22 protein-coding genes are annotated in these 23,749 nt (G+C 61.1%); 16 read left to right on the plus strand and 6 right to left on the minus strand.

Annotated elements, in window-relative coordinates; all coding sequences use genetic code 11:
- The first annotated feature begins 49 nt into the window (after positions 1 to 49).
- Together DZC52_RS09800 and DZC52_RS09805 are read left to right on the plus strand one after the other, a co-directional pair.
- The gene (locus DZC52_RS09800) at positions 50 to 283 is read left to right on the plus strand and encodes a FitA-like ribbon-helix-helix domain-containing protein (RefSeq protein ID WP_116650988.1); all 234 of its coding nucleotides are present in this window, start codon (positions 50 to 52) and stop codon (positions 281 to 283) included.
- On the plus strand, positions 280 to 696 hold the full coding sequence (locus tag DZC52_RS09805; RefSeq protein WP_116650967.1) for a type II toxin-antitoxin system VapC family toxin: 417 nt from the start codon (positions 280 to 282) through the stop codon (positions 694 to 696). Before DZC52_RS09800 ends, DZC52_RS09805 begins: the two co-directional genes overlap by 4 nt.
- An 80-nt stretch (positions 697 to 776) precedes the next feature.
- Here DZC52_RS09805 and rpsT read toward each other — a convergent pair whose 3' ends face one another.
- Positions 777 to 1,040: a 30S ribosomal protein S20 gene (rpsT, locus tag DZC52_RS09810; RefSeq protein ID WP_116650968.1), complete on the minus strand. Its 264-nt coding sequence runs from the start codon at positions 1,038 to 1,040 to the stop codon at positions 777 to 779.
- 182 nt (positions 1,041 to 1,222) lie between these two features.
- On the opposite strand from rpsT, the gene murJ reads away from it, so the two are divergent.
- The 6 genes from murJ (at position 1,223) to DZC52_RS09840 (ending at position 8,054) form a co-directional block, all read left to right on the plus strand.
- Positions 1,223 to 2,812 carry a murein biosynthesis integral membrane protein MurJ gene (murJ, locus tag DZC52_RS09815; protein ID WP_116650969.1) on the plus strand — a complete coding sequence of 530 codons (1,590 nt, stop codon included), beginning with the start codon at positions 1,223 to 1,225 and terminating at the stop codon, positions 2,810 to 2,812.
- A gap of 46 nt (positions 2,813 to 2,858) precedes the next feature.
- Positions 2,859 to 3,782 (plus strand): bifunctional riboflavin kinase/FAD synthetase, encoded by a 924-nt coding sequence (locus DZC52_RS09820; protein ID WP_116650970.1) that lies wholly within the window; start codon positions 2,859 to 2,861, stop codon positions 3,780 to 3,782.
- 66 nt (positions 3,783 to 3,848) lie between these two features.
- Positions 3,849 to 6,608, plus strand: a complete 2,760-nt coding sequence (gene ileS, locus DZC52_RS09825; RefSeq protein WP_116650989.1) for an isoleucine--tRNA ligase — start codon at positions 3,849 to 3,851, stop codon at positions 6,606 to 6,608.
- 12 nt (positions 6,609 to 6,620) lie between these two features.
- The gene (gene lspA / locus DZC52_RS09830; RefSeq protein WP_116650971.1) at positions 6,621 to 7,112 is read left to right on the plus strand and encodes a signal peptidase II; all 492 of its coding nucleotides are present in this window, start codon (positions 6,621 to 6,623) and stop codon (positions 7,110 to 7,112) included.
- Positions 7,113 to 7,419: 307 nt separating this feature from the next.
- Positions 7,420 to 7,650: a type II toxin-antitoxin system Phd/YefM family antitoxin gene (locus DZC52_RS09835; protein WP_116650972.1), complete on the plus strand. Its 231-nt coding sequence runs from the start codon at positions 7,420 to 7,422 to the stop codon at positions 7,648 to 7,650.
- 2 nt (positions 7,651 to 7,652) lie between these two features.
- Positions 7,653 to 8,054, plus strand: coding sequence for a PIN domain-containing protein (locus tag DZC52_RS09840; protein WP_245960799.1), 402 nt, complete (start codon positions 7,653 to 7,655; stop codon positions 8,052 to 8,054).
- Positions 8,055 to 8,350: 296 nt separating this feature from the next.
- On the opposite strand, the gene DZC52_RS09845 is transcribed toward DZC52_RS09840, so the two are convergent.
- A complete protein-coding gene (locus DZC52_RS09845) occupies positions 8,351 to 9,034 on the minus strand; it encodes a Bax inhibitor-1/YccA family protein (RefSeq protein ID WP_116650974.1) in 684 nt (227 codons plus the stop codon).
- Between the two features lie 116 nt (positions 9,035 to 9,150).
- On the opposite strand from DZC52_RS09845, the gene DZC52_RS09850 reads away from it, so the two are divergent.
- The 6 genes from DZC52_RS09850 to DZC52_RS09875 all read left to right on the plus strand — a co-directional run bounded on the left by DZC52_RS09850 (position 9,151) and on the right by DZC52_RS09875 (position 13,696).
- Positions 9,151 to 10,239 carry a PLP-dependent cysteine synthase family protein gene (locus DZC52_RS09850; RefSeq protein ID WP_116650975.1) on the plus strand — a complete coding sequence of 363 codons (1,089 nt, stop codon included), beginning with the start codon at positions 9,151 to 9,153 and terminating at the stop codon, positions 10,237 to 10,239.
- A gap of 156 nt (positions 10,240 to 10,395) precedes the next feature.
- Complete coding sequence (locus DZC52_RS09855) at positions 10,396 to 11,157, plus strand: 50S ribosomal protein L25/general stress protein Ctc (RefSeq protein ID WP_116650976.1); 762 nt, start codon at positions 10,396 to 10,398, stop codon at positions 11,155 to 11,157.
- 8 nt (positions 11,158 to 11,165) lie between these two features.
- A complete protein-coding gene (gene pth / locus DZC52_RS09860) occupies positions 11,166 to 11,744 on the plus strand; it encodes an aminoacyl-tRNA hydrolase (RefSeq protein ID WP_116650977.1) in 579 nt (192 codons plus the stop codon).
- Positions 11,745 to 11,826: 82 nt separating this feature from the next.
- Complete coding sequence (gene ychF / locus DZC52_RS09865; protein WP_116650978.1) at positions 11,827 to 12,918, plus strand: redox-regulated ATPase YchF; 1,092 nt, start codon at positions 11,827 to 11,829, stop codon at positions 12,916 to 12,918.
- A 149-nt stretch (positions 12,919 to 13,067) separates the two neighbouring features.
- On the plus strand, positions 13,068 to 13,301 hold the full coding sequence (locus tag DZC52_RS09870; protein ID WP_116650979.1) for a type II toxin-antitoxin system Phd/YefM family antitoxin: 234 nt from the start codon (positions 13,068 to 13,070) through the stop codon (positions 13,299 to 13,301).
- Positions 13,298 to 13,696 (plus strand): type II toxin-antitoxin system VapC family toxin, encoded by a 399-nt coding sequence (locus DZC52_RS09875; protein ID WP_116650980.1) that lies wholly within the window; start codon positions 13,298 to 13,300, stop codon positions 13,694 to 13,696. The genes DZC52_RS09870 and DZC52_RS09875 overlap by 4 nt, the downstream gene beginning before the upstream one ends.
- A 24-nt stretch (positions 13,697 to 13,720) precedes the next feature.
- On the opposite strand, the gene DZC52_RS09880 is transcribed toward DZC52_RS09875, so the two are convergent.
- From DZC52_RS09880 to pilB, 3 genes are all read right to left on the minus strand, one after another.
- Positions 13,721 to 14,584, minus strand: a complete 864-nt coding sequence (locus tag DZC52_RS09880) for a prepilin peptidase (protein ID WP_245960800.1) — start codon at positions 14,582 to 14,584, stop codon at positions 13,721 to 13,723.
- Between the two features lie 84 nt (positions 14,585 to 14,668).
- Complete coding sequence (locus DZC52_RS09885) at positions 14,669 to 15,889, minus strand: type II secretion system F family protein (RefSeq protein WP_220338326.1); 1,221 nt, start codon at positions 15,887 to 15,889, stop codon at positions 14,669 to 14,671.
- Positions 15,890 to 16,087: 198 nt separating this feature from the next.
- Positions 16,088 to 17,809 (minus strand): type IV-A pilus assembly ATPase PilB, encoded by a 1,722-nt coding sequence (pilB, locus tag DZC52_RS09890; protein WP_116650982.1) that lies wholly within the window; start codon positions 17,807 to 17,809, stop codon positions 16,088 to 16,090.
- A 172-nt stretch (positions 17,810 to 17,981) separates the two neighbouring features.
- Between pilB and DZC52_RS09895 the strand changes: the two genes are divergently transcribed.
- Positions 17,982 to 20,000, plus strand: coding sequence for a sulfatase-like hydrolase/transferase (locus tag DZC52_RS09895; protein WP_181918886.1), 2,019 nt, complete (start codon positions 17,982 to 17,984; stop codon positions 19,998 to 20,000).
- Positions 20,001 to 20,240: 240 nt separating this feature from the next.
- On the plus strand, positions 20,241 to 22,163 hold the full coding sequence (locus DZC52_RS09900; protein ID WP_147307652.1) for a hypothetical protein: 1,923 nt from the start codon (positions 20,241 to 20,243) through the stop codon (positions 22,161 to 22,163).
- 461 nt (positions 22,164 to 22,624) lie between these two features.
- Here DZC52_RS09900 and DZC52_RS09905 read toward each other — a convergent pair.
- Positions 22,625 to 23,712 (minus strand): IS3 family transposase gene (locus DZC52_RS09905; RefSeq protein WP_116650985.1). Its coding sequence is split into 2 segments (ribosomal slippage): positions 22,625 to 23,457 and positions 23,457 to 23,712, totalling 1,089 coding nucleotides; the frame shifts between segments, so codons are not numbered across the junction.
- Between the last annotated feature and the right edge of the window lie 37 nt (positions 23,713 to 23,749).

Raw genomic sequence — 23,749 nt, forward strand, 5'->3', positions numbered from 1 at the left:
ATGGCAGTGCTATCATGTGCTGGCACTTTTCACCAAAAGGGTGAGCGAGATGGCCAGTTTGAGCGTCAGGCGTCTGGACGACGAGACTCTGGAGTTACTGCGGGTCCGTGCGGCCCGGCACGGGGTCTCCATGGAGGAAGAGGTCCGGCGGATCATTCACCAGGCCGTCGTCACCCCCGAACGTGTGGGCGACCTGGCCGTCGAGTTCTTTGGTGAGGCCCACGGTGCAAGCCTGGAGTTGCCTGAGCGCACACCTCACGAGCCGCTCGAACTGGATTCGTGATCCTGCTCGACACCAACGTGCTTTCGGAGGTCATGAAGGCCCGCCCGCAGGCAGGCGTGATTGCCTGGCTCAACGAGCTGCAAGCCTCGCGATTGTGGCTGAGCGCGATCACGATCGCCGAGATCGAGTACGGTCTTCACGCCATGCCGGACGGGGCTCGCCATCGAACGCTCAGATACCGGTTCGAGGGCTTCGTGGAAGCGGCATTTCCCGGCCGGATACTGGAATTCGACTACCCGGCGGCAAAGATCTACGGTGAAGTCATGGCCAGTCGCAGAGCTGGCGGGCGGCCGATGAGCGTGCCGGACGGGCAGATCGCCTCGATCGCATTGAGCCGTGGGCTCAAACTGGCCACGCGCAATACCCGTGATTTCGAGGATTGCGGGCTGGATCTGGTCAATCCGTTCGCCTGATTGCGTAAACCTTGCAGGCAAAGAAAAAGCCGCGCTTACGAGGCGCGGCTTTTTCGTGTTCGGCTTGTGCCCGAGCGGGTTCAGCCCATCGAACGGATGTGCTGATTCAGCCGCGACTTGTGGCGGGCGGCCTTGTTGGCGTGCATGATGCCCTTCGACACGGAACTGTCGATGGCCGGCACGGCCGACTTGTAGGCTTCCTCGGCGGCGTTCTTGTCGCCCGACTCGATGGCGCGCAGCACCTGCTTGATCTTGGTGCGCACGTAGGAGCGCTGCGAGGCGTTATGCTGCCGATTCTTCTCGGCCTGGCGGGCACGCTTCCGGGCGGATACGCTATTGGCCACTTGGAATCTCCTAAGAAAATACGATCAGTGTTTAATCAAGCCGGGTATTATCGGGCGAAGGCGGCTGCGAGTCAAGGGCGCGCGCGTGGCGCGCGCGCGGGGTTCAGGTTTCAGGTTTCAGGTTTCAGGGCGGGTCTGTCTGGCCTGGGAGCCCCGATCAGGAGTGCGGCGCCGTGGCGTTGATGCGGAGTCTGTTTTCGTTCAGCTCCATGACGCTGGTCTCGCGCGTGCTGGGCTTCGTGCGCGACGTGGTTCTGGCGCGCTGGTTCGGGGCGGGGCCGGCGATGGATGCTTTCGTCTTCGCCTTCAAGATTCCCAACTTCCTGCGTCGTCTTTTCGCCGAGGGCTCGTTCTCGCTGGCCTTCGTGCCGGTGCTCAACGAGTATCGCGAAAAGCACGACCATGCCAGCCTCAAGTCCCTGATCGACGCGACCGCCGGCAGCCTGCTGGCCGTGCTTCTCGTGGTCACGGGGTTGGGGGTGTTCGCCTCCGGTTGGGTGGTCACGCTGTTCGCGCCCGGCTTCCTGGACGACCCCGAGCGATTCCAGCTTGCCACCGACATGCTGCGGGTGACCTTCCCCTACCTGCTGTTCATCGCATTGACGGCGCTCGCGGGCGGCATTCTCAACACGCTGGGCAAGTTCGCGCTGCCGGCGCTCACGCCCGCCCTGCTCAACATCGCGCTGATCACCGCGGCGGTGGCTTTCAGCCCGATGTTCGAGGAACCGGTCAAGGCGCTGGCCTGGGGCGTGCTGGCCGCCGGGATTCTGCAGTTGGCCGTTCAGCTGCCCGTGCTGGCGCGCCACGACGTGCTGCCCTTTCCGAAGCCGGATTTCCGGCATTCGGGGGTGCGGCGCATCATGAAGCTGATGGTGCCGACTCTGTTCGGCTCCTCGGTGGCGCAGGTCAGCCTGCTGTTCGACGTCTTCTTCGCCTCGCTGCTGGCCTCCGGCTCCCTGGCCTGGCTGTACTACGGCGACCGGCTGATGGAGTTTCCGCTGGGCATGTTCGGCGTGGCGCTGTCGGTCGTCATCCTGCCGACGCTCTCGTCGCTGCACGCGCGCAACGGCCGCGAGCAGTACCGGGCCGTGCTCGACTGGGCGGTGACCCTGGGCCTGATCATCGCCCTGCCGGCCGCCGTCGGCCTGGCGATGGTCGCCGAGCCGCTGGTGATCACGCTCTTCCACCACGGCGCCTTCACCGACCGCGACGCGACGATGGCGGCCTGGGCCCTGCTGGCCTACTGCCTGGGACTGCCGGCCTTCATCGGCGTCAAGATCCTGGCCCCGGCCTATTTCTCGCGCCAGGACACGAAGACGCCGGTCAAGGTGGCCGTGATCGCCCTGGTCGCCAACATGGGCCTGAACATGGTCTTCGTGGTCGCCATCGCGCAGTGGCTGGCCGGGGGGGACTACGCCGGCGGTTTCCTGGCCATGCTCTCCGATCATCCGGGCGCTCACGCCGGGCTGGCCCTGGCCTCCAGCGTTTCGGGCTGGATCAACGCTTCGCTGCTGTGGCGCGGCCTGCGGCACGAGTCGCTGACGCCGCGCCTGCCCTGGCGCAGGGTGGGGCAGGTCGCCGCCGGCTGCCTGGCCATGGCCCTGGCGCTGCAGTGGTTGCAGCCCGAGGTCGAGCGCTGGCTCGAGGCTGCGACGATGTGGCGGGTCGGCGCGATCGCAGGCGTGATCGGCGCCGGAGCGGCCGTTTACGCGCTGGTGCTCGTCGGTACGGGGCTGCGACCGCGCCACCTGGCCCGTCCGCAGACGCCGTAAACCCCGCGCTTCGGGCCCCAAAAGACGGTAGAATCCGTCGCTTGCCATGCGACTCGTCCGACACTTCAATTCCGACCGCGACAAGCTTCCCGCCACCTCGGTGGCGGTGGGCAATTTCGACGGTCTGCATCGCGGCCACCAGGCGTTGATCGACGCCGCCCGTGGCGGCGCCGGCAAGCTGTTGCCCGCGTTGATGTGCTTCGAGCCGCTGCCGGCCACCTTCTTCAAGCCGGATTCCCCGCAGCCGCGGCTGCTCAGCGTTCGCGACAAGATTCGCCTCACCCGCGACTACGGCCTGGAGTTGATGTTCATGCTTCGCTTCAACGCCGAATTCGCCCGCCAGAGCCCGGAGCGCTTCGTGCGCGACGTGCTGGTGCGCGGTGCGCGCGCCGAGCGCGTGATCGTCGGTGCCGATTTCCGTTTCGGCTCGCGTGCGGCCGGAAACGTGGCCATGCTCGAGAAGCTCGGGCCGCGCTACGGCTTCACCGTCGAGCGGGTCGAGGCGGTCGCCGACGGCGAGGAGCGCATTTCCTCGACGCGCATCCGCACGGCGCTGTTCGAGGGCGACCTGGCCGAGGCCGAGCGCCTGCTGGGTCGGCCTTATCGCATCTCCGGACGGGTGCTGCGCGGCCGCGCCCTGGGTCGCGACCTGGGCTTTCCCACGATCAACATCCGGCCGCCGGATCCGCCGGCCCTGTCCGGCATCCTGGCGGTGCGCGTGTCCGGCGACGGCCTGGAATCGCATCCGGGCGTGGCCAGCCTGGGCCATCGCCCCGTGCTCGGCGGCACCGACTGGCTGCTCGAAGTGCACCTGTTCGATTACGATGGCGACCTGTACGGCAAGCATCTCGAGGTCGAGTTCGTCGAGTTCATCCGCAACGAAGAACACTTCGATGATTTCGAGGCCATGACAGAGCAGATGAAGCAGGACGCCGCGAAAGCCCGCGCGGCCCTGAAACCTGAAACCTGAAACCTGAAACCTAGATACCCCGTGGACTACAAAGACACCATCAACCTGCCGAAAACGGCATTCCCGATGAAAGCCTCCCTGGCCCAGCGCGAGCCGAACATGCTCGAGCAGTGGTATGCCGACGGCCTCTACGAGCGCATCCAGGAAGCGACCAAGGGCCGCGAGACCTTCGTGTTGCACGACGGCCCGCCGTACGCCAACGGCGACATCCACATCGGGCATGCGGTCAACAAGATCCTCAAGGACTTCGTGGTGCGTTCGGCCCTGCTGGCCGGCTACCGGGCGCCCTACGTGCCGGGCTGGGACTGCCACGGACTGCCGATCGAGCTGCAGGTGGAAAAAAAGGTCGGCAAGGTCGGGCAGAAAGTGGATGCGGCCACCTTCCGGCAGAAGTGCCGCGAGTACGCCGAGAAGCAGATCGACAACCAGCGCGAAGACTTCAAGCGCCTGGGCGGGCTGGGCGACTGGGATCACCCCTACGCCACCAAGGACTTCAAGTACGAGGCCGACATGCTGCGCGCACTGTCGAAGATCGTCGAGCGCGGCCACCTCAAGCGCGGCGTCAAGCCCGTGCACTGGTGCTTCGACTGCGGCTCGGCCCTGGCCGAGGCCGAGATCGAATACCAGGACAAGACCTCGACCGCCATCGACGTGTTGTTCCCGGCCGCCGATCCGGCCGAGCTGGGCAAGCGCTTCGGCGTCGACGGCCTGGCCGACGATGCCGGGGTCGTCATCTGGACGACCACGCCCTGGACGATTCCGGCCAACCAGGCGGTTTGCCTGAACGCCGAGCTGGACTACGACCTGGTGCGCGGTGTTCGCGACGGCAAGCAGCTCGACCTGGTGCTGGCCACCGAGCTGCGCGATTCCGTCGCCGAGCGAATCGGCCTGGACAAGGTCGAGGTGCTGGCTACGGTCAAGGGCGAAGCGCTCGAACATCTGAAACTGCACCACCCCTACCGCGGTGACGACGTGCCCGTGATCCTCGGCGATCACGTCACGACCGAAACCGGTACGGGCGCGGTCCACACGGCGCCGGGGCACGGCCAGGACGACTTCGACGTCGGCCTGGAGTACAACCTGCCCGTGGTCAATCCCATCGACGGGCGCGGCATCTTCGTCGACGACACGCCGGTGGTCGCAGGCGAGCACGTCTGGAAGGCCAACGCGAAGCTGGTCGAGGCGATGCGCGAGAACGGCACGCTGCTGGCCGACGAGGACTTCGGCCACAGCTATCCGCACTGCTGGCGCCACAAGACGCCGACGGCCTTCCGCACCACGCCGCAGTGGTTCATCGCTATGGATCAGGCGGGCCTTAGAGACGACGCACTCAAGGCCATCGACAACGTGCGCTGGGTGCCCGAATGGGGCCAGGCGCGCATCCGCGGCATGATCGAAACCCGGCCCGACTGGTGCATCTCGCGCCAGCGCACCTGGGGCGTGCCGCTGGGCTTCTTCATCGACCGCGACAGTCAGCAGCCGCATCCGGACACGCCCGAGCTGCTGCAGAAATTCGCCGACATCGTCGAAAACGACGGCGTGGACGCCTGGTACGCCGACGACATCGCCGAGCGCCTGGGCGTCGATGGCGACCGGTACGAGCCGGTACCCGACATCCTCGACGTCTGGTTCGACTCCGGCGTGACGCACCACTGCGTGCTCGACCAGCGAAGCGAACTCAAGCGCCCGGCCGACATCTACCTGGAAGGCTCCGATCAGCACCGCGGCTGGTTCCAGTCCTCGCTGCTGACCTCGGTGGCCATGCACGGCATCGCGCCCTACGAGCAGGTGCTCACCCACGGCTTCACCGTCGACGCCGAGGGCAAGAAGATGTCGAAGTCGCAGGGCAACGTGGTCGCCCCGCAGCAGGTCATGAAGACCCTCGGCGCCGATATCCTGCGCCTGTGGGTGGCCGCGGCCGACTACCGCCAGGAAATGAGCGTCTCCGACGAGATCCTCAAGCGCGTGGCCGACGCCTACCGGCGCATCCGCAACACAGCGCGTTTCCTGCTGGGCAATCTCAACGGCTTCGATCCCGAAAAGCACGCCTGCTCTCTTGAAGAGCTGCTGCCGCTCGATCGCTATGCCGTCGATATGGCCGCGCGCCTGCAGGACGAGGTCACCGAGGCTTACCGCAACTACCGTTACCTCAACATCTACCAGGGCGTGCACCACTTCTGCTCGGTCGACATGGGCGCGTTCTACCTCGACATCATCAAGGACCGCCTCTACACGCTGCCCGAGGACCATCCGGCCCGCCGTTCGGCCCAGACGGCCATGCACCACATTCTCGAGGCCTTGGTGCGCTGGCTCGCGCCGATCTGCAGCTTCACCGCCGAGGAGATCTGGAGCGAGATGCCGGGCGAGCGCGACGACACCGTGATGCTGGCCACCTGGTACGACGGGCTGGCGACCGGTGACGAGGCCGATCGCGCCACCATCCAGCGCCTGCGCAAGGTGCGCGAAGTCGTCGGTCCCTGGCTCGAGCAGCTGCGGCGCGACAAGACCATCGGCGCCTCGCTGGCCGCCGAGATCACGCTGGAGGCGAGCGGAAAGCTGGCCGAGGAGCTGGAAGCCGTCGGCGACGAACTGCGCTTTTTCTTCATCTCCTCCGACGTGCGCCTCGCGCCGGTGGCCGAGCCGATGGAGACAGCCGAAATCGACGGCGACACGCTCAAGGTCGCCGTCCAGCCGACCGAACACGCCAAGTGCGTGCGCTGCTGGCACCACCGCGACTCGGTCGGGGCCGACGACAAGCACCCCGAGTTGTGCGGGCGCTGCGTGATCAACGTCGAAGGGCCGGGCGAGACCCGGCGCTGGGGCTGAGACGTGTTACCAATGCGTCCCGGGCGTTACGGGCTTTGGCTGATCATGGCCGCAGTCGTCGTTGCGCTCGACCTGTTCACCAAAGAGCTCGCCATGCAGTACCTGGAGCTCTACCGCCCGAACCCGGTACTCTCCTGGCTGAACCTGACCCTGGCCCACAACACCGGCGCGGCGTTCAGCTTCCTGGCTAGCGGCAGCGGCTGGCAGCGCTGGTTCCTCTCCGGCGTAGCCGTCGTGATCGTCGCCGTGCTGCTGGTCTGGCTGTGGCGCCTGCCGCACCGCGCCAGATTGCTGCCGTCCGCGCTCGCGCTGGTCATCGGCGGGGCCATCGGCAACCTCGTCGACCGCATCCGCTTCGGCTACGTCATCGACTTCATCGACGTCCACTACGCCGGCTGGCACTGGCCCGCCTTCAACCTGGCCGATTCGGCGATTGTCGTCGGCGTCATCCTCCTGTTGCTCGATAGCCTCATCCCCGGCCGCCGAATCCACCATCACGCGTAGATCGGAGTGTAGCGACGCATGTCTTGATTGGATGTGTTGTCGGGTCTCACGCAAAGGCGCAAAGACGCAGAGTTCGCGAAGAAAAACCGTCAAGTTTCTGTTGAACCGACGCATGCAACCGTAGGATGCGTGAAGCGTCAGCGCAACGCATCAGCTCCCGGCTGGCTTGGCTGATGCGTTACGGCTTCGCCTCCACGCATCCTACCTTAGCCATGCGATGCAGGAGCGGCGTCCTCGCCGCGATCAATCGATGCAAACGCAGGGATCTGGCATACTATGACCAATTGGTCATTTGCCGGAGCATGCCATGCGTACCGTACCCGTTGCTGAAGCCAAGGCGCATTTTTCCGAGCTGCTCAAGGCCGTGGAGGCTGGCGAGGAGATCGTGATTACTCGCCGGGGGCGAGCCGTTGCCCGGTTGTGTTCGCAACGCCCGCTCACGGCCGCTGAAGTGCTTGCGCCGCTATGGCACGAGCCTCTCGATATCGAGGCGCCTGAAGATCGCGCGCCCGAACCGGTTGCCGAATGGGATGACTGATGGTGTCCGGTTACCTGCTGGACACCAATATGCTGATTGCCGCCATCAAGGGGCGTAGCCCGGTGCGGGAAAAGCTGGAGACCGTGGATGCCTCGCAGCTCCTGGTTTCTCCGATCGTGCTGGGGGAACTCCTCACCGGAGTCGAGAAGAGTCAGCGCCGGTCATCCAACCGCAAGCGATTGCTGGATGTCCTCACTGGCTTGCGGATGGTCGATCTTCAGCCGGAAGTGGCCGTCTTGTATGGGCAGGTGCGCGCAGCGCTGGAATCCGCCGGCACGCCGATTGGTGCCAACGACCTGTGGATCGCGGCCCATGCCTTGTCCCTGGAAGCCGTTGTCGTGACAGACAACGAACGCGAATTCTGTCGGGTCTCTGGCCTGAACGTCGAGAACTGGCTGGTTTAGGTGTGGGCCGCGCTCCCTGGCCAGAATTTTGCTTCGTCGTCCCGGCCCCCGAGCCGGGACCTTCCCTGAGGTGTTGCCAGTAGAGACAGGGCCCCGGATCAAGTCCGGGGCGACGGATGTGCCAATTCCAACCCCGAACCCTGAACCCCTAAAAAAAGAAACCCCGGCACGGCGGCCGGGGCTTCGATCCAGGACGATGCGTTACGGCCCGTGGCCTTCACGCATCCTACGCTGTGCCCGTGGCTCGATCCGTAGGATGCGTGGAGCGCCAGCGCAACGCATCTCTCCGTGCCTGTTTATTCCTCGCCGAAGAAGAAGCCGAACAGCTGCAGCAGGCTCAGGAACAGGTTGTAGATCGACACGAACAGCGTGACCGTGGCCATGATGTAGTTGGTCTCGCCGCCTCTGACGATCTGCTGGGTCTGGAACAGGATCAAGCCGCACATCAGCAGGGCGAACATGCCGCTCACGGCCAGGCTCAGCGCCGGCATGCTGAAGAAGTAGGCAACCAGGCCCGCCACGAAGGCCACCAGGATGCCCGCGAACAGCATGGGGCCGAGGAAGCTGAAGTCCTTCTTGGTGACCATCGCGAAGCCCGACAGGCCGATGAAGGCCACGCCCGTGGTGCCCATGGCGGCGATGACGAGCTGGTCGCCATTGCTGAACATGGTCGTGTAGGCGTTGATGATCGGCCCGATGGTCAGGCCCATGAAGCCGGTCAGCGCGAAGGTGGTCAGGATGCCCCAGGCGGAATTGCGCAGGGCCTGAGTGGCGAACAGCAGACCGAAATAGCCGACCAGGGTGATGATCAGGCCCGGATGCGGCCAGTTTTTGATCATCGACACGGTGGCCACGCCGGCGCTGAACAGCAGCGTCAGGGCCAGCAGGTTCCAGGTGTTGCGCAGCACGCGGCGGGCGTTGTCGTCCATTTCGACCGACTGGCCGCGGCTGATTGTCTGTGCACGAAGGTTCTCGCTCATTGGGGCGTTGATCCTCGGTTGTGGGTGAATTCCGACCAATTTGACCCTGATTCTAGCAGGAAGGTTTCAACGCGACCGCGGTATCATCGCGACAGTCCCCAAGCGCCGTTGCCGACATGTCGACCAACCGCTGCCGCTGGGTCGCCGAGGCGATCCGGGCCATCGACGCCGACTTCAACCGCTCCGCCGACACCCACCTGATCCGGGTCGACATGCCCGAGGCCTGGCAGGGCTGGCAGATCTACCTCAAGGACGAGTCGATCCACCCCACGGGCAGCCTCAAGCACCGCCTGGCGCGCTCGTTGTTCCTGTACGGCCTGTCCAACGGATGGATTGGGCCCGACACCCCGATCATCGAGGCTTCCAGCGGCTCCACGGCGGTCTCGGAGGCGTATTTCGCGCGCCTGCTGGGGCTGCGATTCATCGCCGTGATGCCCCAAGGCACCTCGCGCGAGAAGATCGCCAAGATCGCGTTCTACGGCGGCGAGTCGCACCTGGTCGCGCCCGGCGAGATCTACGCCGAGTCCCAGCGCCTGGCGCGCGAGCTGGGCGGGCACTACATGGATCAGTTCACCTACGCCGAACGGGCCACCGACTGGCGCGGCAACAACAACATCGCCGAGTCGCTGTTCGCCCAGATGGCGCTGGAGCCCCAGCCGCACCCGCGCTGGGTGGTGGTCTCGGCCGGCACCGGCGGCACGGCGGCGACCATCGGCCGCTACATGCGCTACCGCTGCTTCGCCGGCTGCCCGACCGAGTTGTGCGTGGTCGATCCCGAGAATTCCGTCTTTGCCGACTTCTGGGAAACCCGCGACTGCGGCCTGACCACCGATCGGGCCTCTCGTATCGAGGGCATCGGCCGGCCGCGCGTCGAGCCCAGCTTCCTGCCCTCGGTCGTCGACCGCATGGAGCGCGTCCCGGACGCGGCCTCGATGGCCGCCGTCCGATTCCTCGAAGACTGGCTCGGCCGCCGCTGCGGCGGCTCGACCGGCACCGCCCTGATCGGCGTGGTGCGCCTGCTCACCGAAATGCGCCGGCGCGACGAGCAGGGCAGTGTGGTCACGCTCCTGTGCGACGGCGGCGAACGCTACGCCGACACCTACTTCAACGACGACTGGCTGGCCGCCGAGGGCCTCGACATCGACCCCTGGCTGGCCGCGCTGGAGCGCTGGGCCGAGGTCGGGGAGTGGGAAGAGCCCGCGTAGCGGGGGCTGGTGCCAACCAGCCAACAACTCGACGCCGTAAGGCGACGCGTTCACAGCCTTTTCCTCAGCCAAGAAAGCCGCTACAATGGCGGGCTTGCTCCGGGCGCCTGGTCGCGGGTCCCGGTTCTTCAACCCCTTGAAAAGAGACGAAACGTCATGTCGAAACAGTACAAGATTCCGGCAGAAATGCGTACGGACGTGGGGAAAGGTGCGAGCCGCCGCCTGCGCCGTGCGGGTCGGATCCCCGCCGTGGTCTACGGCGGTGACCGCGAGCCTGCCTCCATCACCATCGATCACGACTTCCTGCTGCACGAAGCCGACGAAGAGGCATTCCACTCCTCGATCCTCGAGCTCAGCGTCGGCAAGAAGAAGCAGAAGGTCGTCCTGCGTGACCTGCAGCGCCATCCCTTCAAGCCGCTGCTGACCCACGCCGACTTCCTGCGCGTGTCCGAGGATCACGAGATCCGCATGCACATCCCGCTGCACTTCACCAACGAGGAAGTGTCGCCGGCCGGCAAGAAGGGCGGCGTGGTCATCTCGCACCAGTACATGGATGTCGAGGTCGAAGCGCTGCCGCAGAACCTGCCCGAGTACCTCGAAGTGGACCTGTCCAAGCTCGAGCCGGGCGAGAGCGTCATGCTCAGCGACATCAAGCTGCCTGAAGGCGTGATCCTGCCGGTCCTCGAGTACGAGGGCGAGGAACACGACTACGCCATCGTCACCGCCATCTACATCCGCGCCGGCCAGGGCACGGGCGAAATGGCTGCCGAAGCCGACGCCGCCATGGGCGAGGCCGCCGAAGTCGAGACCATCGGCGAGGAAGAAGATGCCGAAGCGGCCGAGGGCGAGGAAGGCGAAGAAGCTGCCGAAGAAGGCGGCGAGGAAGCCTCCGAAGGCGACGACGACAAGAAGGACTGAGAAAGCCGGTGAGCGATCGCTGGCTGATCGTCGGCCTGGGCAATCCGGGCAGCAAGTACGAAAGAACCCGGCACAACGCCGGGTTCTGGTTTCTGGACGCCCTGGATCGCAAGCAGTCCCTCGGGCTCAAGCCCAATCGCAAGCTGCACGGCGAAGCGGCCAAGACGCCGTTCGCCGACGCCGACTGCGTGTTCCTGCGGCCCGACACCTTCATGAACGAGTCGGGCCAGTCGGTGCGCGCCGCGGCCGACTACTTCGATGTCGTCCCCGAGCGGATCGTGATCGCCTACGACGATCTCGACCTGCCGCCGGGCGCCGTCAAGCTCAAGCAGGGCGGCGGCCACGGCGGGCACAACGGCCTGCGAAGCACCTTCAGCCACCTCGGCAGCCAGAACTTCTGGCGCCTGCGCATCGGCATCGGCCACCCGGGCTTCAAGGACGCCGTCACGCCCTGGGTGCTGGGTCGCGCCCCCGCCGACGACGAAAAAGCCATCCTGGCCGCCGTAGAGCGCGCTGTGGACGCGCTACCGGACTTACTCGGGGGAAACCCCGGAGAAGCCATGAAGCGGCTGCACACCAAGGCATAGGCGCCGCAGCCCGTAGGATGCGTGGAGGCGAAGCCGCAACGCATCATCCAGACAAACCAATCGAGCAACGCGAGATACGAAAATGGGCTTCAAATGCGGCATCGTCGGCCTCCCCAACGTGGGCAAGTCGACCCTCTTCAACTGCCTGACCAAGGCCGGCATCCAGGCCGAGAATTACCCGTTCTGCACCATCGAGCCCAACGTCGGCATGGTGCCCGTGCCCGACCCGCGGCTCGACGAGCTGGCGGCCATCGTCAAGCCCGAGAAGGTGATCCCGACGATGATGCAGTTCGTCGACATCGCCGGCCTGGTGGCGGGCGCCTCGCGCGGCGAGGGCCTGGGCAACAAGTTCCTCGCCCACATCCGCGAGACCGACGCCATCGCCCACATCGTGCGCTGCTTCGAAGACGACGACGTCACCCACGTGGCCGGCCGCGTCGACCCCGTCTCCGATATCGAGACCATCGACACCGAACTGTGCCTGGCCGACCTCGACGTGGCCGAGAAGGCCCTCGACAAGATCAGCCGCCAGGCCAAGTCGGGCGACAAGGAAGCGATTCGTCAGGCCGGCCTGCTCGAGCGCGTCGTCGCCCACCTGGGGGAGGGCCGGCCGCTGCGCACCTTCGAGATGGAAGAAGAGGAGCGCAAGACCCTGCGCACCTGGCAGTTCATCACGCGCAAACCGGTGCTCTACGTCGCCAACGTCGACGACAGCGCGGCCGAGGACAACGCCCATGTTCGCGCCGTGCGCGAACGGGCCGCGACCGAAGGTGCCGAGGTGGTCGTGCTGTGCGCGGCCATGGAAGCCGAACTGGCCGAGCTCGACGAAGAAGAGCAGGCCGAATTCCTCGCCGACCTGGGCCAGGACGAGCCCGGCCTGCACCGCCTGATCCGCGCCGGCTACGCCCTGCTGGACCTGCTCACATTCTTCACCGCCGGCGTCAAGGAAGTGCGCGCCTGGACCGTGCGCAAGGGCTCTTCGGCCCCCCAGGCCGCCGGCCGCATCCACACCGACTTCGAAAAAGGCTTCATCCGCGCCGAAGTCACCGCCTACGACGACTACATCGCCTGCAAGGGCGAGGCCGGCGCCAAGGCCGCCGGCAAGCTCCGGCTGGAAGGCAAGGAGTACATCGTCCACGAAGGCGACGTGATGCACTTCCGCTTCAACGTTTAGCTCGTCGTCCCGGCCCCCGAGCCGGGACCTTCAAGCCGAAGGCAACAGTAGATGGAAGGCCCCGGATCAAGTCCGGGGCGCCGGTGTGCTGCCTGTAGGCGCCGCAACCTGAAATGACTATACTAAAGTAGTCAGTTCAGGAGCCGGCCATGAAAACCGAAATCTCCAAAACCCACTTCAAGGCGCATGCCCTGAAGATCTTTCGTCGCCTCGAAAAAACGGGCGAACCCCTGATCGTTACCGATCGCGGTCGCCCTGCGCTGATCGTGCGCAAGTACACACGGCCGATGCCGGACCCCCTGATGCGCTTGAGGGGTTCGGTCAAGCGCTACGAGCAACCATTCGAGCCCGTCGGGCAGGATGAGTGGGAAGCTCTCGAATGATCGTCCTCGACACGCATGCCCTGGTCTGGTGGGTCACCGGCGATAGCCAGCTCTCAGAACCGGCATTGCAGGCCATCGAGGCCGCACTGACGGACCAACGCCCCGTCATGATCTCGACCATCTCGGCCTGGGAGCTGGCCATGCTGGTAGCAAAGGATCGGTTGATTCTGACAATGGATCTGGACGAATGGCTGGATACGGTCGACAGCATCGAAGGCGTTGAATGGGTGCCGGTCACCCGCCAGGTTGCTGTCGATTCAGTCAACCTGCCCGGCGAGTTTCATCAGGACCCTGCCGACCGCTTGATCGTGGCCCTGGCCCGCCACGAAAATGCCGAGCTGATCAGTGCCGATCGCCGGATACAGGACTATCCTCACGTTCGCTGCACCTGGTAGCCGCCCAACCAACCAGCCAACCCGTCAGGCGTACAACCAGAAATCGACGATCCGATCCCCCCAGATCAAGGCAATCCACCCGGCCGCGGCCAGGTAGGGCCCGAACGCGATCGGAACCTCCTTGCCTCTGCGGGTGGCGATCATGATCGCGATCCCCGCAACGGCGCCGACGAAAGAGGCCAGCAGGATCACCACCGGCAGCACCTGCCAACCCATCCAGGCGCCCAGGGCCGCCAGGAGCTTGAAATCGCCGAAGCCCATGCCTTCCTTGCCGGTCAGCAGCTTGAACAGGTGGAACACCGACCACAACGCCAGGTAACCGGCAATCGCCCCGATCACGGCCTCCTCCAGGCTCGCGAACAAACCCAGCCACAGGTTCAGCCCCAGGCCCAGCCACAGAAGGGGCAGGGTGATCTGGTCGGGCAGCAACTGATGGTCGAAATCGATCCCCGTCGCCGCAATCAGCGCCCACGTGAACACCAGCGCCGCCGCACCCTCCGGCGTGGCGCCGAAGTGGAGGATCACCACTGCCGAGAGGATCGCGGTGACCAACTCCACGAACGGATAGCGCCAGGAAATCGCCTCCCCGCAGCTGCGGCAGCGCCGTCCCAGCATCAGCCAGCTGATCACGGGAATATTGTCGTACCAGCGAATCGTCGCCCCGCAGCGCGGACAATGCGAACGCTTGACCACCAGACCGGGCGGAGCGGATTCCGGCTCGTCGATCTCCAGCAACTCCCGGCACTGGCAACGCCAGTCGTGAAACAGTCGGGCCGGCATCCGCAGAATCACCACGTTCAGAAAGCTGCCCACCAGCAACCCGAAAACGAAAACGGCGGTCGCGAGGACCGCCGGTGGCAGCGCGTTCAATGCGTCAAAAAATTCCAAGACCAAATCCCTCTGTCAGTCCGGGCCTGACGCCCGGAACTCTCCAACAACTGCCCGTTCAACCCCTGAAACCTGATCCCGTTCTTACATGACCGCAGCCATCTGGAAGATGGGCAGGTACATGGCGACGACCATGCCGCCCACGACGACACCGATGAAGACGATGATGATAGGCTCGAGCAAGCTCGATAGGGCATCGACGGTATTGTTGACCTCTTCCTCATAAAAATTGGCAACCTTGTCGAGCATCGCATCGAGCGAGCCGGCTTCTTCACCAATAGCCGTCATCTGGACCATCATGGGCGGGAAAAGACGTGTTTGTTGCATCGCCAATTGCAGGGAGTGTCCCGTAGCCACATCATCCCTGATCTGAAGTGTCGCATTCTCGTATACGACATTGCCGGTTGCCCCTGCAACCGTTTTCAATGCGTCAACCAGCGGTACGCCCGCCGCAAAAGTTGTGGCAAGTGTGCTCGCAAATCGCGAGAGGGCAGACTTTTCCAAAACCGGCCCAACGATGGGGATCCTCAATGAGAGTCTATCGAGTAGGTGGGCAAACTTCTGGTTGCGCTTTTTAAGCTGAACTATGCCGGCAATCGCGGCGATCGCTGCTATCAGCACCAGCCAGCCCTTCGATTGCATGAATTCGGAAGCGTCGACAACCATGCGTGTAAACGCTGGAAGATCCGCGCCGAAGCTTTGGAAGATCGCTTCGAACTGTGGGATTACTACAATCAGCAACAGCGCCGTTACGGCGATAGCAACAGCGACTACTGTCGCGGGATAGAACAACGCCTTCTTGATCTTGCCCTTGATTGACTCAATGCGTTCCTTGTAGGACGCGATTGAGTCTAGGACTTCATCCAGAACGCCGGCACTTTCACCAGCGTTTACGAGGTTTATGTACAGGTCGTCAAAGTAGCTTGGGTGTTTGGCCAATGACTCGGAAAGCGTGCTGCCGGATTCCACATCGTTCCTGATGTCGTCAATCAGCTTCTTTAGTCTGGGGTTCTCAACTGCCTGACTGATGATAGTGAACGCCTGCACCAGCGGTATGCCGGAATTGATCATCGTCGCCAGCTGCCGCGTAAAGATGGCAATGTCGCCCGGCTTGATTCGCTTCCCGGTTCCACCGAACAAGGGCTTGGGCTTACGCCGAATGCGGCCCGGCACTATGCCTTGTTGCCGGAGTTCCGCCTTGATGATCATTTCGTTGCGGCCAAGACGCTCCCCCTTGATCTTCTTGCCGCGCTTGTCCTTGCCTTCCCAGAGGAAAGTCTGCATCTGCTCCTGCGTGGTCGCCATCTAGTGCCGCTCCTGCATCCTGCTGGTGTCGGCCGGAGTTCGTGTCCGGCCTGCACAATTGTCCCTAATGCCGTGATTTTGCGCAGAAACCACGACAAATGCAAGGACGCCCCCTGCGCCCCCCGAGCACCCTCGCCCAGAATCCCCCGAAATCTATTGATTTTTGCCTGATCCGGGCATCAAATGGCCCGTGATTTCTCAATCCTTGGTCACGCGGTTCATTTCCGCCAGGCTGATTCGGCCACCTTTTACCTTGTTCAGTGCCGCTCGCCGAAGATCTACGATGCCCTCTGTGGCCGCCTGCTTCTCCAGCTGCAGCGCACCACCACCTTCCAGGATAATTTGTTCCATGTCCTCCGAAATTGGCATGACCTGGAACACGCCGGACCGACCCTTGTAACCACCCGTACACTGGTCGCAGCCACCGGCCTGGTAGACCTTGATGCCCTCGGCGACTTCCTCTTCAGTAAAGCCGATCTTGAGCAAGGCGTCGTCAGGAACGTCCTCGGGTTTTTTGCAGGAATGCAGGGTTCTAGCAAGTCGCTGGGCTAGAACCAGGTGCACGGTCGATACAATGTTGTAGGTAGGAACGCCCATGTTGGCCAGGCGGGCCACGGAAGCCGGGGCATCATTGGTATGCAGGGTCGAGAGCACCAGGTGACCAGTCTGTGCAGCCTTGATGGCGATTTCGGCCGTTTCGAGGTCCCGAATTTCCCCCACCATGATGATGTCCGGATCCTGACGCAGGAAGGAGCGAAGCGCAGCTGCGAATGTGAGCCCCTGCTTGGTGTTCTGCTGGACCTGGTTGACGCCCTTCATCCGGATTTCGACCGGATCCTCGACTGTGGAGATATTGCGACCTTCGTCATTAAGAATACCGAGGGCCGTGTAGAGCGTCACGGTTTTACCGGACCCCGTAGGACCGGTAACCAGCACCATGCCGTATGGCTTGGAGATTGCAGCGAGATAGTCGTCTTTCTGTTTTTCTTCAAAGCCCAGTTTCTCTGGTCCAAGAAATGCGCCGGAGGAGTCGAGAATACGCAAAACGATCTTCTCGCCCCACAGCGTGGGGCAAGTCGACACACGAAAGTCGTAGGCCTGGCCCTTGGAAACATTGAGTTTGATGCGCCCGTCCTGCGGGATGCGGCGCTCCGCGATGTCCAGGTTGGACATCACCTTGAGGCGGGCCGATAGCCGGGGCGCCATGCGTTTGGGCGGGCGAACCTGCGTCACAAGCACGCCATCGATGCGGAATCGGACGCGGTACTCTTCTTCATAGGGTTCGAAGTGAATGTCGGACGCGCCCTTTCGAATCGCGTCGACCAAAACCTTATTGACGAAGCGGACGACCGGTGCATCGTCGGCGCCTGCGGCTGCGTCACTGGATTCTTCTTTCTCCTCGCCGGTATCGAACTTCAGGTTGTCGAGGTCGTCTTCGTCTTCCGTCAGGTCGTTGAAAGCCTGTGCGGAACCGGCTAAGGCGCGATCGAGGGCGGGCTCTATTGCATTGTATGGTGCAATAATTGCCTCGACCGCCAGCCCAGAAGAAAAAGAAAGTTCGTCAATTCCGGCCTTGTTGCCAGGATCAGCAGCAACGACAAAAAGTCGCTTCCCCCGCTTGAGAATGGGTAAAATCAGATGCTTACGAAGAAGTTCCTCGCTGACCGAGTCAATGGGCGCATGTTTGAGGTTGACTGCAGAAAGGTCCACCAGGGGCATGCCGAAGTCTTCGGCCGCCACGTGGGCGAACCCGAGGGCGTCAACGGCCTTCTCCCTGACAATGTGACTCGTGAATGTACGACCCTTCTCGTTGGCCTTGTTGGCGATCTCAAGGGCCTTCTCCTCCGTCACGAGACCCGCATCTACCAGTTTTCGGCCGAGCGAGGGCAAACGCATCACGGTTGCGGGTTGGGCGGGCATGAGCCATTTCTCCTTTCAGAATGCCTGAAATGCTAGCCTCTGAGACCTGATTTTGCAAAGATTTTTGAATTTTCACGGATTGCCGCACAAGGCTTCCGCCTTGCTGTGCGATGCTACTGCAGCAAGTCTCTTACGTGCATAATTGAGCTTCGATTTAGCCATGAGGAAACCGGTGGAAGAGTCACCCGTCAAGAACAGTGGGCTAGCCGGCCGCGTTATCGACTTGTGGCTTGCGGCAGGCAGCGGCGCTCTGGTTCTATTGATTTCCGTGCTCAACCTCATCGGCACCAAAGGTAGTGTGGCGCTCAATCAGGGGGATCTGGCGGATGCCGTGCGAGAAGCTCTCGGACTTCCGGTCGTTCTGACTCACGTCGTTGCCGCTGGTCTTGTAGTGCTCACCCTCCACATTGCCTACCCAGTCGCATTATGCGGGATCAAGCGAGTCGCGCTGGCAGGCACCCGAGCAAACGAAAGCTCGATAACGACCTTGGCTTGCTTGATAATGGGCTGGCTTTTTTTGCTGCTGGTTAATGCAAAATCCTTTCCCGCAAGTACGCATGTCGACCTGCTCGGCATCTCGGACAGTCCCCAGCTAGTCAACTACTTCATTCTTGGATTTGGCTTTATCGGAATACCGGTTGCGTGTCTGATTGCTGCAACTAGACTGCTCTGCAGATACTCCGCTCTATCCCTTTTCTCTGTGGCAATAGTCCTTTTCTCCGTAGCCTGGGGCACACTTAATGACCACCCGAGGGGTTCCGCAGCTGAGCCCAATCTCATTGTTATTGGTGTGGATTCACTGCGACCTGACTTCGCCTACGGCGAATACGCCTTCGCTTCAGATACGCCAGCCATAGACAGCTTCGTTGCTGCAGCCACTAACTTCGTAGACGCCACGACACCTGTCGCAAGGACATTCCCTGCCTGGGCTAGTCTGCTGACCGGGCTCTATCCCCACAACTCGGGTATCCGCGTAAATCTTCAGCAAGTTTCGGCCACTCAAAAAGACTTATTTATCACGCATGTACTGAGGGAGCATGGGTACCGCACCTACTATGCCACAGACGAAGCTCGCTTCAGCAATATCGATCAAAGCTATGGGTTTGATAAGATTCTCACCCCCGTAATGGGCGCAACGGACTTTCTTATTGGCGAGGCTCTTGACTTGCCCTTGACAAACGTTTTCGCGAATCTGCCGTTCGCAGAGTCCATGCTTCCATGGATAAGCGGTAATCGTGCGGTTGATCATGCATATGCGCCAGCTACTTTTAGCCGCAAACTGGAGCGCTCAATTGACGGGTTCCTGGAAGACAGCGGAGACAATCCCGTATTTATGGCAATCCATCTCTGCCTGCCGCACTGGCCTTACAGCTTTGGCAGCCTCTCCAATGTCCTTCCAGGGCCACAAGCAGGCGATAAAGTCAAGGAGATTGACGACTCCACTATAAGAAGCTACTCCCGCGCTCTCGAAGCCGCCGATATACAGATTGAGGGGCTGATAAAACATCTCGCGGCTCGGGGAGTGCTCGATCACGCTGTTGTGGCTTTGGTATCGGATCATGGCGAGTCGTTTCATGCTCTAGATCCCGTTCCTGCTCATAAAGACACTGGCGAGACGCTTCCTGCGGCTGCAGGTCATGGAGCGGACGTCTTTGGCGACTCCTCATATCACGTAATTGTCGCCATAAGCAACTTTAGAGCGGGGGAGCCAGCTAACACTCGAGGTGAGCTAGATCGGCGGCCAGTCCAACTACTTGATGTGCTTCCGATGATGATCGAATCAGCTAAATTGCCAATATCAATTCCAGGGCTGGATGGTCAGCGGCGAGCTGAATTGGGCGAAACACGATTTAGGCCGAGGGAAACTGGGGTGACGATGCCTGGCTTGTTTGCGGCGAAGATTGACCAAGGGTTGCTGGCGAGGCAGGGCATCGAATCTTATGAAATCGGCGATGATGCCCGAATCATGTTCAAAGGCGAATTCCTGGAAAGTCCGTCTACACTTAAGGATTTTGGCGTAGAGCGAGACGGTGATCTTCTTATTAGTTCCAGAAGAGATCCCAAGACTGGCCGATCCACCGACTTCATGATGGTGGATCAGGATCAGATGACGTGGCAGAATATCGATGAAGGATCGCTGCTTGAGACGCATGCTGAGATGATTCGCTGGCTGAGTGTTCTTAGCGAGTAGTTGTGCCTTTGATGGCCCATTAGTGCTGGTTCCAAGGTTCGGGTACGCGAGTCAAAGGCCTTTTGGCTCAGTCAAGAGCTTTCACTTCCCAAGTAAGGCTTTTGAGGGAAGGCGGCATGGGATCTTAATAGTTCTGAGGGGTTGGTATTTCCAATTGCAGCTAATCGCTGCTAGCTTCTTTGCGCGCCCTCTCATGCATTTCGCAGCTAAATAATCCGTTTAATAGAAGAGAATATTGGAATGCAGCCAAAAATATACACGCATTCGAAAAACCAGTTGCTTCCGGTCGGCTTGTTACTTGTAAGTCTGGTATTGGTCTATTTTTCGTATCTTCCTGGCCTGACTGCGGCTATGCAGTTCGACACCGAGCACAACTTGAGAGCTTTGGGCTCTGTGCAGGATTTTGATTCGGCTCTGCGCTACGTGTTTACGGGGGTTGCAGGTCCTTTAGGTAGGCCCTTGGCCCTGGCCACGTTCATTGTGGATGCTGCAGCATGGCCCGCGCAACTTTCCCAGCTGATACATACAAATGTACTTCTCCACCTTGTTAATGGTTTGCTCGTTGCCTGGCTAAGTTTCCTGGTCGTTCGTATGCACACGGGAAGCCAGAGGCAAGCCAACTGGATCGCACTGATCACTGCATCAATATGGCTCTCGTCACCCCTGTTGGCTTCAACATCCTTTCTAGCTATCCAAAGAATGACTAGTCTGGCTAGCATATTTATGCTAGGTGGCGTGGTGTCCCATTTAAGTATTCGCCGGTCCATGAGTAATCGCCCTTACCTTGGGCTTTGTCTTCTTAGTGTAAGCCTCGTTCTATTTACTATCTGCGCCGGTCTTTCCAAAGAAAACGGTTTGCTGCTGCCTGTTTTGATTCTGACCACCGAGCTGTTTCTGTTAACGAGGCCCGGTGAAGTTAAGAGAGTTCATTGGCGGCTATGGGTTACGGTATTTCTCGTACTACCGCTTGTGGCAATCATCGCTTATCTTGGGGCTCGCTGGGGATACTCGGAGGCGGTTGTATACAGGCGCGGCTTCACTGCTGGCGAAAGGATGATGACCCAAGCAGTGGTGCTTTGGGAGTATCTGTTTAATGCTCTTCTGCCTTCGACCCATAGAGTCGGTCCCTTTCACGACAACTATCCAGTGTATCGCTCGCTGGTTTCATTCAACGTGCTCGTTTCGACTTTGGGATGGGCTGTGCTGATGTCTTTGGGGGTGCTTTTTCGGAAGAAGGTCCCGATGCTAGGCTTCGCCGTATTCTGGTTTCTCGGCGCTCACATGGTCGAATCCACCGTTGTGCCGCTCGAACTCTACTTTGAGCACAGGAACTATGTGCCGCTAGTCGGCGTCTTTCTTGCTGTAAGTCATGGCGTGTATAGCCTGGCAATTAAGGTCACGCCGATTGTGACGTTCGGGGTAGTGGCCTATATCCTTCTAAGTTTGTTTCTCCTGTTGAGGCTAAGTACGATTTGGGGTAACCCCTCATATGCATCAGACTACTGGTTGGAGCATAATCCGGATTCTTTGAGAGCGACGATGCATCAAAGCGAGGTGCTGCTTGCCAATGGTGAAGTAGGTGCTGCTTTGATGCACATGGACTTGAGTCGCCTTACTAACCCTGACCACAGTGCATATATTGGAATTTTTTCCGAGTATGTACGGTGTGCTGCTGGTGCAGGTCGCACCAATGACGAAGGCTTGTCTAGAATTGCATCGCAGTTGCCTTCGGCGTCTTTTTATCCCAGCCTTCCAAGCCAGATTCTTTTGATGACCCGGGAGCGAGTTGAGAGATTCTGTTCTAGCTATTCGCTCGATAGTCTGTATGAGTTGTCGAAGTCAGCATTGGCGAACCCAGCCTATCATTCCCATGTTGAATCCAGGCATACGCTTCTTTCAGCTATGGCGCTAGCGTCGAGAGGTGGAAGACCGTTTGATGCCATGCGGTCTTACGAAGATGCCTTGAGGGTACGCCATAACCCTAGGCTTCTTGGTCAGTTGGTCTCTCTGTATATAGAGCTCCAAGAGTTTGAGCGCGGGTGCCGATTCCTCAAGGAAATGAGAGCATTCAAGCCGACTAACGTCTACCTTCGATCTGTCTGGTCGGATGGCATTAGTGGCTATGAGGCGGCCATCTCCGAAAGCTTTTCTGGTGAGTGCTAAGCTGGTAGTGGGTTAGCATAAATTTTTGGGATCGCGCATAAGGGTACGGGCCCAATTCCCATGAATCTAAAGCATAAGCCTGGACAGTCTTAAAAGAGTGTTTCAATGGGCGAGAGTGGCTTCGCGGTAGCATGCCAGTAGGAATTGGGGGGCGGGGGCCGTTAATCGAGCAATCCTAGTGTGGTTTCTCAATAGAGCTATGCTAGTCAACGTGGATTCCTTCCAAAGCCAGTAAATATCGGGCCTTCGGGCGGTTGTACTTTGGGGGAGGGCCCAACATCCAGTTTGAGCGCTGCGCGCTCGCTTACTTCGGTCAACGTGATCCAATGAAGGCCTGTCGGCAGGTCCAATCGATCGCCAGAAGAGAAAGTTTGTCCGTTGATTATTAGGGTGGCGGCCCCGTCGACCCGATAGGTTCCGGGGGTAATCCCCCCATTTTTGGTGCGACTCAGAAGTAGAGCCTAGGCCACAAGGGCCAACTTCTGTCTTGGGGTGATGCCGCCCAGGGCCATGTTCGGCCGTTCGTGATTGTAGGTCCAGAGCCATCGCGTTGCATACTCTCGGACCTGATCAATCGTTCTGAACAGGTACTGATTGAGCCAGTCGTACCGGACCGTCCGGTTGTAGCGCTCGACGTAGGCGTTCTGCTGCGGCTTCCCGGGCTGAATGTGCTCAATGCCGATCTCGTGTCTCTCGGCCCAGGCTCTCAGCGCCTCACTGATGTACTCCGGGCCGTTGTCGCATCGCAGCAGTGTGGGTTTGCCACGCCACTCGATGATCTGCTCCAGGGTTCGTATGACGCGCTCGGAGGGCAATGAGAAATCGACCTCGATGCCCAGCCCTTCGCGGTTGTAGTCGTCGATCACGTTGAGCAAGCGGTACGGGCGGCCACATTCCAGGCTGTCATGCATGAAGTCCATCGACCAGGTCTCGTTCATGGCGGTCGGGACCGCCAGAGGCTCCGGAACCTCCCGAATAATGCGCTTTTTCGGCTTGATCCGCAGGTTCAGCTCCAGCTCGCAGTAGATCCGGTAGACCCGCTTGTGATTCCATCGGAAGCCTTTGACGTTGCGCAGAAAAAGGTAGCAAAGCCCGAACCCCCAGTTCTTCTGGTTGTGAGTCAGACGGATCAGCCAGTCGGCGATCTCGGCATTCTCGTCCGAGAGCTTCGGCTCGTACCGATAGCAGTTCTGGCTGATGAACAGCGCCTCGCAAGCCAGGCGAATGCTGATGTCGCGGTGCTCGACCGCTTCCCTGGCCATCTCTCGCCGTCGAGATGGCCTTAGAGCTTTCCCTCAATGACCTCCTGGCGAATCTCGGCCTTGATCCGCTCCTCGGCGTACATCTTCTTCAACCGGCGGTTCTCGGCCTCGAGCTCCTTGAGGCGGGCCATCAGCGAGGCATCCATGCCGCCGAACTTCGCTCGCCATTTGTAGAACGTGGCGCTGCTGATGCCGTGCTCGCGGCACAGGTCGGGCACTGACGTCCCGGCCTCGGCCTGCTTGAGAATGCTCAGAATCTGATGGTCGCTAAAGCGTGATTTGCGCATGTGGAATCTCCTGTTGCTCCATTATGAGAATATTCCA

The organism is Wenzhouxiangella sediminis, assembly GCF_003410055.1.
GTDB lineage: Bacteria > Pseudomonadota > Gammaproteobacteria > Xanthomonadales > Wenzhouxiangellaceae > Wenzhouxiangella > Wenzhouxiangella sediminis.

Excerpts from the sequence above, each read along its gene's own strand:
- DZC52_RS09800 (WP_116650988.1), top strand. The coding sequence starts at position 50 with ATGGCCAGTTTGAGCGTCAGGCGTCTGGACGACGAGACTCTGGAGTTA.
- murJ (WP_116650969.1), top strand. The coding sequence starts at position 1,223 with ATGCGGAGTCTGTTTTCGTTCAGCTCCATGACGCTGGTCTCGCGCGTG.
- DZC52_RS09820 (WP_116650970.1), top strand. The coding sequence starts at position 2,859 with ATGCGACTCGTCCGACACTTCAATTCCGACCGCGACAAGCTTCCCGCC.
- ileS (WP_116650989.1), top strand. The coding sequence starts at position 3,849 with ATGAAAGCCTCCCTGGCCCAGCGCGAGCCGAACATGCTCGAGCAGTGG.
- lspA (WP_116650971.1), top strand. The coding sequence starts at position 6,621 with ATGCGTCCCGGGCGTTACGGGCTTTGGCTGATCATGGCCGCAGTCGTC.
- DZC52_RS09835 (WP_116650972.1), top strand. The coding sequence starts at position 7,420 with ATGCGTACCGTACCCGTTGCTGAAGCCAAGGCGCATTTTTCCGAGCTG.
- DZC52_RS09845 (WP_116650974.1), bottom strand. The coding sequence starts at position 9,034 with ATGAGCGAGAACCTTCGTGCACAGACAATCAGCCGCGGCCAGTCGGTC.
- DZC52_RS09850 (WP_116650975.1), top strand. The coding sequence starts at position 9,151 with ATGTCGACCAACCGCTGCCGCTGGGTCGCCGAGGCGATCCGGGCCATC.
- DZC52_RS09855 (WP_116650976.1), top strand. The coding sequence starts at position 10,396 with ATGTCGAAACAGTACAAGATTCCGGCAGAAATGCGTACGGACGTGGGG.
- ychF (WP_116650978.1), top strand. The coding sequence starts at position 11,827 with ATGGGCTTCAAATGCGGCATCGTCGGCCTCCCCAACGTGGGCAAGTCG.
- DZC52_RS09870 (WP_116650979.1), top strand. The coding sequence starts at position 13,068 with ATGAAAACCGAAATCTCCAAAACCCACTTCAAGGCGCATGCCCTGAAG.
- DZC52_RS09875 (WP_116650980.1), top strand. The coding sequence starts at position 13,298 with ATGATCGTCCTCGACACGCATGCCCTGGTCTGGTGGGTCACCGGCGAT.
- DZC52_RS09885 (WP_220338326.1), bottom strand. The coding sequence starts at position 15,889 with ATGGCGACCACGCAGGAGCAGATGCAGACTTTCCTCTGGGAAGGCAAG.
- pilB (WP_116650982.1), bottom strand. The coding sequence starts at position 17,809 with ATGCCCGCCCAACCCGCAACCGTGATGCGTTTGCCCTCGCTCGGCCGA.
- DZC52_RS09900 (WP_147307652.1), top strand. The coding sequence starts at position 20,241 with ATGCAGCCAAAAATATACACGCATTCGAAAAACCAGTTGCTTCCGGTC.